This is a genomic window from Cutibacterium avidum 44067, assembly GCF_000367205.1.
Classification (GTDB): domain Bacteria; phylum Actinomycetota; class Actinomycetes; order Propionibacteriales; family Propionibacteriaceae; genus Cutibacterium; species Cutibacterium avidum.
Map to the genome: position 1 here is coordinate 1590871 of NC_021064.1, position 13560 is coordinate 1604430.

The 13560-nt window shown below is 63.6% G+C and carries 14 protein-coding genes; 8 read left to right on the forward strand and 6 right to left on the reverse strand.

What is annotated here, in order from left to right:
• Position 1: 1 nt before the first annotated feature.
• Positions 2 to 1111 carry a C40 family peptidase gene (locus PALO_RS07255; protein ID WP_023032513.1) on the reverse strand — a complete coding sequence of 370 codons (1110 nt, stop codon included), beginning with the start codon at positions 1109 to 1111 and terminating at the stop codon, positions 2 to 4.
• Positions 1112 to 1422: 311 nt separating this feature from the next.
• On the opposite strand from PALO_RS07255, the gene PALO_RS07260 reads away from it, so the two are divergent.
• Positions 1423 to 3186, forward strand: a complete 1764-nt coding sequence (locus PALO_RS07260; RefSeq protein WP_187290317.1) for a DEDD exonuclease domain-containing protein — start codon at positions 1423 to 1425, stop codon at positions 3184 to 3186.
• Here PALO_RS07260 and PALO_RS07265 read toward each other — a convergent pair.
• Both PALO_RS07265 and PALO_RS07270 read right to left on the reverse strand, forming a co-directional pair.
• Positions 3106 to 3684: a rhomboid family intramembrane serine protease gene (locus PALO_RS07265; RefSeq protein ID WP_036902339.1), complete on the reverse strand. Its 579-nt coding sequence runs from the start codon at positions 3682 to 3684 to the stop codon at positions 3106 to 3108. The two genes, PALO_RS07260 and PALO_RS07265, sit on opposite strands and share 81 nt — an antisense overlap.
• Before the next feature lie 198 nt (positions 3685 to 3882).
• Positions 3883 to 4395, reverse strand: coding sequence for a peptidylprolyl isomerase (locus tag PALO_RS07270; protein WP_004811849.1), 513 nt, complete (start codon positions 4393 to 4395; stop codon positions 3883 to 3885).
• A 183-nt stretch (positions 4396 to 4578) separates the two neighbouring features.
• Between PALO_RS07270 and PALO_RS07275 the strand changes: the two genes are divergently transcribed.
• The 3 genes from PALO_RS07275 to PALO_RS07285 all read left to right on the forward strand — a co-directional run bounded on the left by PALO_RS07275 (position 4579) and on the right by PALO_RS07285 (position 7188).
• Positions 4579 to 5724 carry a sunset domain-containing protein gene (locus PALO_RS07275; RefSeq protein WP_015583029.1) on the forward strand — a complete coding sequence of 382 codons (1146 nt, stop codon included), beginning with the start codon at positions 4579 to 4581 and terminating at the stop codon, positions 5722 to 5724.
• Positions 5725 to 5988: 264 nt separating this feature from the next.
• The gene (locus tag PALO_RS07280) at positions 5989 to 6468 is read left to right on the forward strand and encodes a hypothetical protein (protein WP_015583030.1); all 480 of its coding nucleotides are present in this window, start codon (positions 5989 to 5991) and stop codon (positions 6466 to 6468) included.
• Positions 6469 to 6477: 9 nt separating this feature from the next.
• Positions 6478 to 7188 carry an A24 family peptidase gene (locus PALO_RS07285; RefSeq protein WP_015583031.1) on the forward strand — a complete coding sequence of 237 codons (711 nt, stop codon included), beginning with the start codon at positions 6478 to 6480 and terminating at the stop codon, positions 7186 to 7188.
• Here PALO_RS07285 and trpD read toward each other — a convergent pair.
• Both trpD and PALO_RS07295 read right to left on the reverse strand, forming a co-directional pair.
• Positions 7175 to 8227: an anthranilate phosphoribosyltransferase gene (gene trpD, locus PALO_RS07290; RefSeq protein WP_004811853.1), complete on the reverse strand. Its 1053-nt coding sequence runs from the start codon at positions 8225 to 8227 to the stop codon at positions 7175 to 7177. The two genes, PALO_RS07285 and trpD, sit on opposite strands and share 14 nt — an antisense overlap.
• 14 nt (positions 8228 to 8241) lie before the next feature.
• On the reverse strand, positions 8242 to 8754 hold the full coding sequence (locus tag PALO_RS07295) for a response regulator transcription factor (RefSeq protein ID WP_373430828.1): 513 nt from the start codon (positions 8752 to 8754) through the stop codon (positions 8242 to 8244).
• Positions 8755 to 8938: 184 nt separating this feature from the next.
• Between PALO_RS07295 and ctaE the strand changes: the two genes are divergently transcribed.
• From ctaE to qcrB, 4 genes are read left to right on the forward strand one after another with little or no spacing between them, the layout of a single operon-like run.
• Positions 8939 to 9634: an aa3-type cytochrome oxidase subunit III gene (ctaE, locus tag PALO_RS07300; protein WP_431831029.1), complete on the forward strand. Its 696-nt coding sequence runs from the start codon at positions 8939 to 8941 to the stop codon at positions 9632 to 9634.
• 29 nt (positions 9635 to 9663) lie between these two features.
• A complete protein-coding gene (qcrC, locus tag PALO_RS07305) occupies positions 9664 to 10467 on the forward strand; it encodes a cytochrome bc1 complex diheme cytochrome c subunit (protein WP_015583034.1) in 804 nt (267 codons plus the stop codon).
• On the forward strand, positions 10434 to 11516 hold the full coding sequence (gene qcrA / locus PALO_RS07310; protein WP_041710081.1) for a cytochrome bc1 complex Rieske iron-sulfur subunit: 1083 nt from the start codon (positions 10434 to 10436) through the stop codon (positions 11514 to 11516). The genes qcrC and qcrA overlap by 34 nt, the downstream gene beginning before the upstream one ends.
• Complete coding sequence (qcrB, locus tag PALO_RS07315; RefSeq protein ID WP_015583036.1) at positions 11516 to 13195, forward strand: cytochrome bc1 complex cytochrome b subunit; 1680 nt, start codon at positions 11516 to 11518, stop codon at positions 13193 to 13195. The genes qcrA and qcrB overlap by 1 nt, the downstream gene beginning before the upstream one ends.
• A 45-nt stretch (positions 13196 to 13240) precedes the next feature.
• On the opposite strand, the gene PALO_RS07320 is transcribed toward qcrB, so the two are convergent.
• Complete coding sequence (locus PALO_RS07320; RefSeq protein WP_004811859.1) at positions 13241 to 13558, reverse strand: MGMT family protein; 318 nt, start codon at positions 13556 to 13558, stop codon at positions 13241 to 13243.
• Positions 13559 to 13560 lie beyond the last annotated feature (2 nt).

Consider the following 13560-nt stretch of genomic DNA (forward strand, 5'->3'; position numbering starts at 1 on the left):
GTCAGCCGAAGCGGCGCGCACCCTGGTACGAGGTCTGGTACGTCAGGGTGGAGATCTTGATGCCGGTTCGCGGATTGGATGCGTGAACGAACTTGCCGCCACCGATGTACATGCCGACGTGGGTGATGCCCGGGTAGAAGAAGACGAGGTCACCCGGCTGCAAGTCGGATGTCGCCACTGGGCGACCTGCCGCGTACTGAGCGGCTGCGGTTCGCGGCAGACCGACGCCGGCCTTGCCCCACGCGGCCATCATGAGACCGGAGCAGTCATACCCGGACGGTCCAGTTCCACCCCAGATGTAAGGCTTGCCGAGCTGGGCCATCGCGAAACTGAGAGCGGCCTGAGCACGGGAAGAGACACTTTCCGAAGGAGCGGGGATCGAGACCTGATCACCCTTCGCGTTCTGAGCGGACTGGGGAGTTGACGGGGCAGCAGAACGTCCCGCAGCCCGGGACACGACGTTGGCGGTCGAAGCAGCCGCTTCGGCGGCCTGACGACGCTCGAGCTCGGCACGCTGCTGTGCGGAGAGGCGTTCGACGACCTCCTTGGCCTCTTGCTCCTTCTTCTTGGCGTCAGCCAGCAGCTTGGCCTGCTGGTCACGCTGAGCCTTGATGGTGGCTCGGTCAGCCTGGGCCTGCGACTCCAGGGAAGCCAACCGGGCCTGCTGAGCCTGAAAATCCTGGAACTGTTCAGTGGTGCGATCGGTGACGTTCTGGACGGTTGCCAGCTTGGACAGGAACTGGCCGGAGTCACCACTGGTCACGAGCTGGGTGGTCGTCGAGACGCCGCGACCGCTCTGGTAGTCGCTCAGAGCAACACGACCGAGGGCCTTGCGCATGGTCGCCACCTTGGCAGACTGTGCGCCGAGGTCCTTCTGCGAACGATTGAGATCCTTCTGAGTCTTGTCGAGAGCAGCCTGGGCCTTGGTGTAGTCCTCCTGCACCTTGGCGGTCTGCTCGTCGAGCTGAGCCAGGCGGGTCTTCGCCTGATCGATGGGGTCAGGAGCAGCCTGAGCTCCCAGCTCAACCGATGCCACCGTGCCGAGGATGATTGCTCCCGTCATCGCAGCTACTGCGACGCCCCGTCCACGTCGAGGGGTGCCACCACTCATCTGAGAAGCTCCAAATCTGCGCTCCACTGTCTACCCTTCACCATCACCTGACCAGTCCGACCGCACCATGACGCGGTGGGACCGAATCATCCGTCCAACTGTGATTTGGCCGTCGAGCCCGGACCATCCTTGCCGACTGAGAGAATCTTATGTGGTCCTCAGGAGCTGGGCAACTCCTCAGGGAAAACGCTCACACCAGTGCGCGTCCATCGTCAATATCCGTGCGCGCCACGGCTCTGACACGGCTGTTCTCCATCGGTCTCGCCCATGTCCAACACATCCTGTCACAGGGAGTGTCTACCGTCCCGATCATGAGTGCCGCACCTCTCCAGCCCTCCTTCGACGATCTGGGCACTCCTCTGCCCGACGTCACCTTCTGCGTCGTCGACCTCGAGACCACCGGCACTGGCGACAACGCCCAGATCACCGAGATCGGGGCGGTCAAGGTGTGCGGAGGTCACGTCGAAGGTGAGTTCCAGACCCTCGTCCGCCCGTCCGAGCCAATTCCGGCTTCCGTCCAGGTCCTCACCGGTATCACGGACACCATGGTCCGGCCTGCACCACCACTGGACGCCGTCCTGCCGAGTTGGTCAGAATTCAGTCGGGGCACGGTGCTGGTGGCCCACAACGCCCGCTTCGACGTCGGCTTCCTCAAGCGCGCCTATGCCGAGCATGACTACTCGTGGGAGAACCCTGCTGTCGTGGACACCCTCGCGCTGGCTCGCTCCGTGCTCCCCCGTGACGAGGTTCGCAACTACAGGTTGGGCACCCTGTCCCAGTTGTTTCGGACCACGACGACGCCGTCTCATCGCGCACTGGCTGATGCTCGGGCGACTGTCGACGTCCTGCACGGTCTCATCGAACGAGTGGGAAACCTCGGCGTCACCACCTTGGAAGACCTGCTGGAGATGACTCACCGGGTCCCTCAAGCTCGGCGACGCCGCCGGGTGTGGGCCAAGGGCCTCCCGGAAGGACCTGGCGTGTACTGGTTCTGCCTCGACAAACCAGCGCCCTCCCCGCCCGAGGTACTTTACGTGGGCACGTCGGTCAATATTCGACGACGGGTGTCGCAGTACTTCACAGCCTCCGAGACGCGGCGCCGGATGGACGAGATGGTCCGGGTCGCAACAGGGGTGAAAGCCCGAGAATGCTCGACTCGTCTTGAGGCGGGAGTGCGAGAGCTACGTCTCATTGACGCCCACCGGCCGCGGTACAACCGTCGTTCGCGTCGCCAAGGGTCGGTGTGGTGGGTCACCCTCACTGACGAAGCTCATCCCCGCCCCTCTGTGATGCAACGGGCCCATCGCGGTTCACAGCCGCCGTGGGGACCGTTCACGAGTCGTCGAGCGGCAACTCGCGCCGCCATCGTCCTCGCTGAAGCGTTTGGCCTTCGACAGTGCAGCGGATCACTGTCACGTCATCCTGACGGGTGCCCGTTGGCGGAGATGGGACGGTGCTCAGCCCCTTGCCTGAATCCTGCCACCGACTACTCAGCAATCGTCGACCGCACTCGCACGGCCATGACCTCGGACGTCCGTGATCTCACAGATCGGCTTGCGGAACGAATCGCCCACCTGTCCGACGCCGAGCGCTTCGAGGAGGCCGCAGAATACACCGAGGACGCCCGAGAAGCGCTGAGGGCAACCCGACGACGTGCCCGGTTGACGTCCTTGGCGTCCTGTCGCCAGATCGTGGCGGCTCGGCGGGAAGGCGCTTTCTGGGAGATTCACGTCGTCCGACATGGCCGACTGGCTGGAGCAGGACGATGCAGCACAGGAACCGACCCCATGCCCACCATCGATGCGATCTGCGCAACGGCGGAGAGCGTCGCCCCTCCCCCAGCAGGTCTACCGGCATGCACCATCGAGGAAGCCGAGTTGGTTGCATCATGGTTTGAAGAACCTGGGGTCCGGCTCGTTGACATCACCGGGGAATGGTCATGGCCAGCCCACTGTTGGATGTCCACGGAAGAACTCGCCGTGCGAGTAGCCGCCTCACACCACCCAGGTGACGACGAGGGCGGCGAGACAGACCGCGAGGATTGCCAATCCCGCCCCGAGCTGGCGACGGTGTGAGGACCACCGGGTCTGCAGCCATGCCCAGCCAGACACCGCTCCAACGACAACTGCGCCGATATCGGCGATCCAGGTGTACGACCCAATCACGATGGCCCAGATGATGAACATCGTCAGCAACACAACGTCCGCGCGAACGTCCTGTTTCTGGACGTACTTGACGACCGCCGATGCCGCCATCAAGCCAAACAAGCCACACAGGGATCCTTCGAAGCAGTACGACGCCCCCGCAAGGCTGATCGCCGTCGATCCACCGACCCCACACAGCAGGTACAGGAAGGCGAACTGCACCGAACCGGTCATCGGCTCGATCTGATGGCCGATGAGCACCAGGAGCAAACCGCTCAGGACGGCACCGAAGATGGACGACGTCGTCAAGGAGAAGACCAGCGGCCGCCAGATCTGGAAGTCATAGGCCTTCACGGCTCCAGAGGCCAACATCGACGACAAGGGGGTGAATCGTGCCGCAATAGTCACCAGCACGGTCACGACGGCCAAGGCCAGCGACGCCGGACACAGTGCCGGGGCGGGGCGGACGGGGTGCTCACTCCATCGGTCAGGCATAAATCTCCTCCGGTCCAGAGCCGTCGATGACGGGGAAAAGCGACAGTGGTGGAAATGCCCCGAGGTGCGGCCACCTCGGGGCAGGCACCCTGGTTCTCGCGAACAAGCCCGCGAGGACCAGGGCACAAGGCGTCAGGACAGCTCGACGCTCTCGATGACGACCGGCTCGACCGGACGATCCATACGGCCAGTACGAACCTGAGCGATCTCGTCGACGACCTTGCGGGACTCCTCGTTCGCGACCTCACCGAAGATGGTGTGACGACGGTTCAGGTGCGGGGTCGGGGCGACGGTGATGAAGAACTGGGAACCGTTGGTGCCCGGGCCCGCATTGGCCATGGCCAGCAGGTAGGGCTTGGAGAAGGCGAGCTCGGGGTGGAACTCGTCAGCGAACTGGTAGCCGGGGCCGCCAGTTCCGGTACCGAGGGGGCAACCGCCCTGGATCATGAACCCGTCGATGACACGGTGGAAGGTCAAGCCGTCGTAGAACTTGCCAGTGGTCGGCTGACCAGTGTGCGGGTCGACGTACTCTTTGGTGCCGCCAGCCAGGCCGACGAAATTCTCGACGGTCTTGGGAGCCTGATCGGCAAAGAGATTGAGGACGATGTCGCCGTGGTTGGTGTGCAGAGTCGCGGTAGAGGCCACCTGCCTGCCTTCCTATGAGAAACGATGTGGTCGATTCCAGACTACTGAGTCTCACACTGGACTGACCGGAATTGACCCTCCAGTGAACACCAGGAACTGCGGTTCCCTGGTCTGAGGGCCATTTGATGGATACCGTGGGGAGTGCTCGATCACGAGCTTTATCCCATACGAATTGGAGGAACCGTGTCCTGCAAGAAGAAGGCTTCCCGCAAGACCGCCGCCGCAAGCAGCCCCAGCACGCTCAAGGAGCAGCGTGCACAGGCGCTGGAGATCGCCGCCGCATACCTCACAGCCGCCCAGGACAAGGCTGCTCCGCTGGCCGCGCAGGTCAATGACAAGATCGGGCCGCTGACCGATCAGCTCTCGGACAAGATTGGCCCCATCTCCGAGAAGCTCGGACCCATTTCCGACCAGGCCGTCGAGGCTGGCAAGAAGGCCCTTGACGTCTCGAAGGAGTACACCCAGGAGAAGGTTGTCCCGGCTCTCCACCAGGCTTATGACACCTTCCAGAAAGACGTCCTGCCCGGACTCGAGGAGCGTGCCGAGAAGGTCACTGCCCTGCCCGCCGTCGAGGAGGCCACCCGTCGTGGACAGGCCGCCGTCTCCGCCCTCAAGGGCGAGTCGACTGAGCTGGCCACCAAGGCTGGCATCGAGACGAAGTCGGTCAAGAAGGCCAAGCGCCGCGGCAAGTTCGGCAAGGTGCTCGGCACTCTCGCCATTCTCGGCGGAATCTCAGCTGCTGCCATCGTCGCCAGCCGGCGCTTCATGAGCTCCTCCGACGATGGCTGGACGGCCCATGAGCCCAAGGCCACCTACTCCTGGACTCCAGGAGACAAGGATGAGGTGGCCGACAAGCCCGCTCCGAAGCCGGCCGCCAAAGCCGAGGAGAAGACTCAGGACAAGTCTGCCGAGAAGGCTGGGGCCAGCCACGGTTCCAAGCCGGTTGCCAAGCCCGAGTCAAAGAAGAAGGAGGACAAGTCGGTTCCGGCCGACCCTGTCGCCGCCATGGCTGACGAGGGTGGTCCCGCAGCCGCTGCTCCCGAGACGACCGCTGAGACCACCGTCTTCGTCGACGAGGGCGCTCGCTCTGAGACGACCACCAAGGACGGCGCCACCAAGGCTCCCGAGGAGAGCAAGAAGGACGAGGAGTCTAAGGTCACCTCGTACGTCGGTGAGAACCCGCCGGAAGGCTACGTCATCAAGGGCAATGACCGCTCGATGAAGTACCATGTCCCCGGTTCCGGCGGCTATGACCGCACCATCGCCGACGTGTGGTTCGCCACTGAGGAGGCCGCCCAGGCTGCCGGGTTCACCAAGGCCCAGCGCTGAGTTCTCACTCCACGATTTCAACGGGGCTCGTCACTCGACGGGCCCCGTTGTCGTGTGTATCGAACATTTCGCGGAGGTGAAACGGCTCCACTCACGTGCCCGATTCCCATTTGTGTAATCCAGTGTCGTTGTATGGTCCGCAATGTAACAGTCATGTAACAACACAGTTTTGATGTCACATTGGGCTTCTGTGGTGGCACTTATGCCCATTAGATGAGTGTTCAACACCCCTCGGGGCACCCCACCGACAGAAAGGCCTGTCACATGATTGGACCCGATCTACAGTCCTCGGCAACGTCGACAGCATGGGTCGACGCCCGCTACTTCTCCCTCCACGTCCGTTCCCTCGTTCATGAATGTCGTATCCCATGGCGAGTCATCGCCCTCCTCGCTCACGTCCCAAGCCAGACCGTCCGACGGCTCGCCGGGCAGGGTGACCGGCCCCTGAAACGGATTCGTGTTATCGATGCCATGCGTATCCTCACGGTCAGTGTCGACGATGTCGAGGCAGCACGCGACAGGGTCGTACCAGCCAGAAGTACCCAGACCAGGGCTCTCGCCCTTCAGAAAACTGGTTGTGACGTCGAGGACATCGCCGCCATGCTCGACGTGACGATCCCCCAGGCTCAGGCCCTCCTCGACGGAGAGGAAGACATGTGCACCGAGATGACGCGACTTGGGGGTCGAGCGGCATGCGAGGCCCGTGGTCTACTCGCCACCCCCGAGCCCATCACGTCCTTGTGAGCCATCCTCATGTGGGCCGTCATCGGGATTGCAATCTCCTGCGGGCTCGCGTTGTGGCATCTTCTCGTCACCGTCCCCCGGCTGGCAGAACCAACTGTCGAGGTGGTGGGTGACGAGATCCTGGCCATCAAGCCGCGATATGACTCCCTGGCCACACCGACCCGGACCCTCATCGTCACCGCAACAGCCGCCGTATGCGGATTATCCTCAACCCTTGCTCCACGGTGGAGCTGGGGACCCTGGTGGGTCTGGTCCGGATCGGTCGCGACCCTGGCGGCCGTCGATCAAGCAACCACCTTCCTGCCGGTGAAGTTGTGGCGTCGATGTGTCGCCGAATCAGCAGTCGCACTCGTCGCAGGTCTGGCTGTCACGGATCCACCGTACTTACCAGCCCTGGTCGGGTGCGTTGCCGTGGCAGCGGTATCAACAGGTTTCTTCTGGCTGATGTGGCGGCTGAGCTCCTCCCTTGGGTATGGGGACGTCAGGCTGTCAGCCGGGACGGGGTTTCTCGGTGCGACCACGGGCGCCCTTGCCCCTCACCCAGACATCTTCCAGGCTGGCATGACGACTTTACTTGCCTCAACCGTGCTGGGAGCGGTAATGGCGATCGTGACGACACTCATCCGCCGACGCCGACCCTCACCATGGGGATCAGCATTTGCATACGGCCCGGCCTTGTGGGCCGGGCCGTGGATAGCGCTTGCAATCAGTCTGAGGTAACAGCGATCCAGCGATCGAGGCGACCACTGGCAGCCCCGGAATCAATGGACTGGACCGCACGTTCCAGCTCCTGAGCCAGCTGCGGGACGAGCTCCTCGTCAATCGTCGGCCCGTCATGGGCCAGCAAGGCTACCGCCGCGTTCAGCAGGACGATGTCGCGCACCGGGCCGCGCTCCCCCGCCAAGACCTTGCGAACGACGCCAGCGTTGAACTGTGGATCCCCACCCACCAGGTCAGCCGGAGCAGCCGGAGTCAGGCCCAAGGCGGCCGGATCGATCGCGGTCTCGGCAACCTTGCCGTCGGAGATTACCCAGACCTGCGACGTCGTCGTGGTCGTCAGCTCATCGAGACCATCCTCGCCATGGAAGACCAGTCCGCGAGTGCCTCGCGCCGCCAAGGCGTCGGCGACCAGCGGAGCCATGGCACCATCTGCGATACCGATCGCCGCAGCGTGCGGGCGGGCCGGGTTCGTCAGCGGGCCGAGGAGGTTGAAGGTGGTCTGGATGCCGAGCTCCTTGCGGGCCGGAGCGGCGTGACGCAAGGAAGCGTGGTAGCGCGGGGCGAAGAGGAAGACCAGGCCCACCTCGTCAAGAACATCCGCCTGGCGCTCCGGATCAATGTCGACTCCAACGCCAAGAGCCTCCAAGCAGTCTGCCGTTCCGCAGGCGGAGCTGGCGGCGCGATTGCCGTGCTTGACGACCTTGGCCCCGGCGCCAGCGGCAACGAGGGCCGCCATCGTCGAGATGTTGACAGTATTGGCACGGTCGCCACCGGTACCGACGATGTCAACGGCATCGCGATCCAATTCCACCGGTGTGGCCTGGCCCATCATTCCCTCTGCCATACCCGCGATCTCATCGGCGGTTTCGCCCTTGGCCCGCAGTGCCACTGCGAAGCCCGCAACCTGTACTGGAGTCAGTTCTCCGGACAGGACCCTCTCCATCGCTGCGGCAGCGGTGCCACGATCCATGTCGCGCCTCGCGACCAGATCGGTCAGCAGGTCGGCCCAGGTGAATTCGTCGATGTGATCCTCGGACACAGAACTCCTTCGAGTCAGATGGTCTGTGCGGCGGGCTTCGCAGTCTCGCCACGGGAAACACGAACCACTGACGCCACCGTCTGGGGCAGGGCCACCGGATCGACAGGATGGGTGGCGACGGCGTCAGCATGGGACCAGGACGCCAACCACGCATCGGCGATACGAGCCACCAGGAGGACGACCGGGGGACAATCCTCAACCTCATCCTTAAGCTGATGACACACCCCCATCCCGCCGTACGGAGTCGATTCACCATCAGCGACCAGGACGTCATAGTGACCGCTGCTCACGGCATCGACGACCGAGGCCTGGGTAGCTGTCTCGATGACCTCGGCACGCGGAAGGTCCGAGGCGATCGTCCCGCTCAACGCGACCTTTACCTGCTCACGAACAGTGCGATCATCGGAGTAAACGAGAATCTTGAGAGCGCCCGACGGCTCCCCGTGCTTGTCACCCATGAGCGGCCCTTTCCCTCGACTGTGTGGGACTGACTGAGCTGCCGGCCACCAATAGGCCGGATGCAACATGGGTGATGCTACAGCCTGCGGCGCCTCATTGGGTCTGAGACCATCCTGACTACTGAGACGACCAGTATCACACCTTCGGACAAAGCGCTGCATTTTGCCATCTGACCCCAGAGAATCAACCTCGAATCGAACTGGAACGGCGAAACGACATGACCAATGACACATTTCCGGCCATAATGAGGCCGTGGCCACTTCAGCGCAAACTTCACAACGACCGACGGGCGCCATCCATCCGATCGCGCCGACGCGACTCAACGCGCCGGCAGGTCGTCCCGATGCCCTACCCATGGGTGTCTGGGTGTGGCTGGCGAGCGAGCTCATGTTCTTCGCCGCTCTCTTCGCGGCCTACTTCATGATTCGCCAGACGACGAGCGACTTGGCAACGGCTGGGCAGCAGACCCTCTGGCAGACCGAATCCGGTCACCTGGCCGTCGGTGCCGCCGCCATCAACACCCTCATCCTGGTGGTGTCGTCGGTGACCTGTCAGATGGGTGTTCACGCCGCGGAGCATGGCCAGGTCAAGCGGACCAAGGGCCTCGGCGCCATCACCTCCTGGGGCATGCGCGAGTGGTACACCCTGACCTTCATCATGGGCGCGGTGTTCATCGCTGGACAGGTCGCGGAGTACATCACCCTCATCGGCGAGGGTCACACCATCTCCTCGAGCGTCTATTTCTCGGCCTTCTTCTTGGCAACCGGCTTCCACGGCCTGCACGTGACCGGCGGCCTGGTCCTGTTCCTGTTCACCCTTGCCCGCACCTACATGGCTCGTCGGTTCACCCACGAGCAGGCGGTCACGGCAATGGTCGTTTCCTACTACTGGCACTTCGTTGACGTCGTGTGGATCATCCTGTTTTCGGTGATCTACATCGTGCGCTGACCCCCAACCCGAGAAAGGTGACTGTGGTGATGAGAGTCCTCTCCACGAAACGGCACAGCCGGGCAGCCAAACCCGTGCTGCTGCTCTTGGCCTTGGTCCTGGTGGGGTGTGTGTACGCCTTCGTCAGCCCCTCGGCTTCTGGGCAGGCTGACACCAATGCGTCGACCCAGATGGCCCAGGGCAAGGAGATCTTCCAGCAGAACTGCTCCTCCTGTCATGGCCTCAACGGCGAGGGAACCACCCAGGGGCCGTCCTTGGCCGGTGTCGGCGCGGCTGCGGTCGACTTCCAGATGGGCACCGGCCGCATGCCGATGGCTCGTCCCGAGGCTCAGGCCCCCTCCAAGAACACGAAGTTCACCGATGAGGAAATCGCTTCGGTCGGCGCCTACGTCGCCTCTCTGACCCCCGGTCCGGAGGTCCCCTCCTCCCAGACCCTCAACACCTCGGGATTGAGTGCTGGGGAGCTGGCTCGGGGCGCTGAGCTGTTCAAGACCAACTGCTCAGCCTGCCACAACATTGAGGGACGCGGTGGCGCGCTCCCGGAAGGTGCTTACGCGCCTTCCCTCATGAAGACGTCCGACAAGCACATCTACGAGGCCATGCGCACCGGCCCGCAGCAGATGCCGGTGTTCTCCAAGTCGGTCATCACCGACCAGGACGCCCGCGAGATCATTGGCTACCTCCAGACCGCACACTCTGAGCCCAACAACGGCGGATTCGCCCTCGGCGGCATCGGCCCGGTCACTGAGGGCCTGTTCGGTTGGATCATCGGCATTGGCGGCCTCGTCCTGGTCGCCGGATGGCTGGCACGGAAGGGGGCTCGCGCGAAGTGAGCGACAAGTACACCGAACGCAACGACCTGCCGGTCGAGAACCCGGGCGTCGAGCCCCACGTCGAGCGGTACACCGACGCCAATCCGAAGGCCGGAAACCGGGCCTACCTCCAGGCGATCACCCTGCTGGGACTGGTCCCCGTTCTCGCCATCGCCTTCGTCGTCTTCTACTTCGCGATCCCCCGCGACGCCACCATCGAGACCGGGCCGCTCCACATGAACGCCTCGACCTTCGCGCTGGGTCTGTGTGCCGGCCTCGCGGTGCTGTTCATCGGCATCGCCTGCATCCACTGGGCCAAGCAGATCATGGGCGACGAAGAGATCGTTCAGGAGCGGCACCCGGTCAATTCCGATACCGCTGATCGCGAGGAGTTCGCCAAGCAGTGGCGCATCGGCGCCGAGCAGTCCGGGCTCTCCCGACGCAAGCTCATCGGCAGCGCCCTTGGTGGTGCCATCGGCATCATGGCTGTCCCGGCCATCGTCACCCTTGCTGACCTCGGTCCGAAGCCCGGCCCCGGAATGCGTCGCGCCACCATCGAGCGCACCATCTGGGCCGAGGGCGTCCGACTCGTCAACGACATCACCTTCCAGCCGATCAAGGCCTCCGACCTCGAGATCGGCCAGCTGGTCAACGCGGAGCCCGAGAACCTCAAGGATCTCGAGGGCGCTGAGTTCCAGCGTCAGAAGGCCAAGGCCGCCATCCTCATCGTCAGGATGGATCCTGATTCCATCAAGATCCCCGAGTCCCGCAAGGACTGGCAGGTCGGCGGTATCCTGTCCTATTCCAAGATCTGCACCCACGTCGGTTGCCCCGTCAACCTGTGGGAGCAGCAGACCCACCATCTGCTGTGCCCCTGCCACCAGTCGACCTTCGATCTAGGTGACTCCGGTGTCGTCGTCTTCGGTCCCGCCGGACGCTCGCTGCCGCAGCTGCCCATCACCGTCGACGACAAGGGTTACCTGGTCGCTCGCAGCGACTTCACCGTTCCGGTGGGCCCGTCCTACTTCGAGCGAGATTCTCGTCACGACTACAAGAAGGGTGACAACTGATGGCCCGGCCAACTGGCATCGCCGAGGAATCACCCACCCTGCGCACTGCGACGGCTGACGACAAGCCCTCGGGCCGCGGGATGCGGATCGTCAACTGGCACGACGACCGTTTGGGTCTTGCCAAGATGGGCAAGGAGAACCTGCGCAAGGTCTTCCCTGACCACTGGTCCTTCCTGCTGGGCGAGATTGCTCTCTACTCCTTCGTCGTCCTACTGCTCACGGGTGTCTTCCTCACTATCTGGTTCAAGCCGTCGATGGCCGAGGTCGACTACAACGGTCCGTACCAGTTGCTCAAGGGAACGCCCATGTCGGAGGCGTTCGCCTCCACCCTGGACCTCTCCTTCGAGGTGCGTGGTGGCCTGCTGGTCCGCCAGATCCACCACTGGGCAGCCATCCTCTTCGTGGCAGCAGCCACCGTCCACATGCTGCGCATCTTCTTCACGGGTGCCTTCCGCAAGCCTCGTGAGATCAACTGGCTGATCGGCCTGGGGCTCTTCATGCTGGCCATGGTTGAGGGCTTCGCCGGATACTCGCTGCCTGACGACCTGCTCTCGGGCACCGGTCTCCGCTTCGCCGACGGCCTGATGCGTGCCATCCCGCTGGTGGGCACGTGGGTTGAGTTCTTCGTCTTCAACGGCGAGTTCCCCGGCACCGCGATCGTGCCCCGTCTCTACATGGTGCACATCCTGTTGATCCCGGCCCTGCTGCTGGGCCTGGTGGCCGCACACCTCGCCCTGGTCGTGTACCACAAACACACCCAGTACCCGGGACCCGGACGGACGGAGAAGAACGTCGTGGGCTACCCGCTGTTCCCGGTGTACGCCGCCAAGGCCGGTGGCTTCTTCTTCGTGGTCTTCGGCGTCCTGACCCTCATGGGCACCTTCATGCAGATCAACCCGGTCTGGAAGTTCGGCCCCTACAACCCGGGCGAGGTCACCGCTGGATCCCAGCCTGACTGGTACATGGGTTGGCTCGAGGGCGCTGTCCGTATCACACCGAACTGGGAGTGGCACATCGGTCACACCACCTGGAGCTGGAACATCTTCCTGCCCGGTGTGTGCCTCATGGGCGTGCTGTTCACCCTCTTGGTGGCATGGCCCTTCGTCGAGAAGTGGATCACCGGTGACGAGTCCGAGCATCACCTGCTCGACCGTCCGCGCAACGTCCCGACACGTACCGCCCTCGGTGTTGCTGCCATGAGCTGCTACGCCATGTTCTGGTTGTCGGGTGCCAACGACATCATCGCCACCCACTTCCACCCGTCGCTGAACTCGATCACGTACTTCATGCGTGGTGCGATCTTCATCGTCCCGATCATCACCTACCAGATCACCAAGCGGATCTGCGTGTCCCTGCAGCGTGCTGACCGTCAGCGCCTGCTGCACGGGTCGCCCTCGGGTGAGATCATCCGCGAGCCCGATGGCGCCTTCCACGAGGCTCACGTGCCGGTGAGCGAGGAGGAGGCCTGGACCCTCACCCAGCAGAAGACCTACCCGGTCCTCACCGCTGGTTCCATCGACGACCGCGGCCATCGCGTCAGCAAGAAGCGCGCTCGCTGGATGAAGTGGTTCCTCGGGGACAACGTTCCCAAGGTCACCCGCGAGGAGTTGGAGGCCGCTCGCCACCACACCGAGATCGGTTCCGGTCACTCCGCGGGCAATGCCGAGATCACCAACTGACCCCTTCTGAACCCGTACGAAGGCCCCTCGGTCGAGGGGCCTTCGTCATGCCTGGATACGCAATCTCTGCCAGTTGAGCTCCCACTCCTGCGGATCGGGGGCATGGGCGCGCAGCATATCGACTCCTCCACCCAACCCCTCGTCATCCCAGTGACGGCGAGCCTCTTCCATGAGGTGGTCGGGCAGGGTCCCACGCACATTGGTGACTCGCCACCACTCCACCTCATGACCGTGACCGGCCATGATCGTGCCGACCCGCCGTGGGGAGGTTCCGACGAGCTCGGCAAGGTCAGAGTAGGACACCACCGTTCTCGGCGGCAGGGCTTCCACCGCGGCCAATACGTCATCGACGATCGAGCTCATGA

Bases quoted from the DNA above. Each gene is read 5' to 3' on its own strand.
- PALO_RS07255 (WP_023032513.1), bottom strand. From the start codon at position 1,111: ATGAGTGGTGGCACCCCTCGACGTGGACGGGGCGTCGCAGTAGCTGCG.
- PALO_RS07260 (WP_187290317.1), top strand. From the start codon at position 1,423: ATGAGTGCCGCACCTCTCCAGCCCTCCTTCGACGATCTGGGCACTCCT.
- PALO_RS07280 (WP_015583030.1), top strand. From the start codon at position 5,989: ATGATTGGACCCGATCTACAGTCCTCGGCAACGTCGACAGCATGGGTC.
- PALO_RS07285 (WP_015583031.1), top strand. From the start codon at position 6,478: ATGTGGGCCGTCATCGGGATTGCAATCTCCTGCGGGCTCGCGTTGTGG.
- PALO_RS07295 (WP_373430828.1), bottom strand. From the start codon at position 8,754: ATGTTGCATCCGGCCTATTGGTGGCCGGCAGCTCAGTCAGTCCCACAC.
- qcrC (WP_015583034.1), top strand. From the start codon at position 9,664: ATGAGAGTCCTCTCCACGAAACGGCACAGCCGGGCAGCCAAACCCGTG.
- qcrA (WP_041710081.1), top strand. From the start codon at position 10,434: ATGGCTGGCACGGAAGGGGGCTCGCGCGAAGTGAGCGACAAGTACACC.
- qcrB (WP_015583036.1), top strand. From the start codon at position 11,516: ATGGCCCGGCCAACTGGCATCGCCGAGGAATCACCCACCCTGCGCACT.
- PALO_RS07320 (WP_004811859.1), bottom strand. From the start codon at position 13,558: ATGAGCTCGATCGTCGATGACGTATTGGCCGCGGTGGAAGCCCTGCCG.